Annotated in this window: 1 protein-coding gene; it reads left to right on the top strand. The window is 66.2% G+C overall.

Annotation, left to right across the window (positions count from 1 at the left end):
* The coding region (locus ACW4DH_RS18960) for an NAD(P)/FAD-dependent oxidoreductase (RefSeq protein ID WP_459637959.1) at positions 1-873 on the top strand (873 nt) is incomplete at both ends.

Below are 873 nucleotides of genomic sequence, written 5' to 3'. Positions count from 1 at the left end.
CACGGTGCGCGGCATCGTCATCGGCGACATGGGCGTGGCGGCGGACGGCAGCGAGAAGTCGGGCTATATGCCGGGCATGGAACTGCGCGCCAAGTACACACTGTTTTCCGAGGGCGCGCGCGGGCACCTGGGCAAGCGCCTGATCCAGCGCTTCGACCTGGCTGCGGGCAAGGACCCACAGCACTACGCCATCGGTCTGAAGGAGCTGTGGGACGTGCCGGCCGAGCAGCACGAGCCGGGCCTGGTGGTGCACGGCTCGGGCTGGCCGCTGGAGAAGGATACCCACGGCGGATTCTTCCTCTATCACGCCGAGAACCAGCAGGTGGTGGTGGGATTGATCGTCGACCTCTCCTACACCAATCCGTGGCTGTCGCCGTTCGACGAGTTCCAGCGCATGAAGCACCATCCGGTGCTCAAGCAGTACCTGGAAGGCGGCAAGCGGGTATCCTACGGGGCGCGGGCCATCGTCAAGGGCGGCGCCAACAGTCTGCCGAAGATGACCTTTCCCGGGGGCCTGTTGATCGGCTGCGATGCGGGGACGCTGAACTTCGCCAAGATCAAGGGTCTGCACACGGCGATGAAGTCGGGCATGGTCGCCGCCGAGACGGTGTTCGCGGCGTTCGTCGAGGGCGACGAAGGCGGCCAGGAGCTGACGGCATTCACCGCCAAGTGGGAGAAGAGCTGGGCCTGGGAGGAGTTGCAGGAGGCGCGCAGCTTCGGTCCGGCGATCCACAAGTACGGCGCTCATCTCGGCGGGGCCTACAACTTCGCCAACCAGTTGCTGGGCGGCAAGCTGCCGGCGGTACGCGACACCACGCCGGACCACGAGCGCATGGCCCTGGCCGACCAGGCGCAGAAGATCGACTATCCCAA

The organism is Halomonas sp. WWR20, from assembly GCF_054602495.1.
Note: the sequence above shows the minus strand (reverse complement) of the source record. Positions and strands in the feature narration are given on the sequence as shown.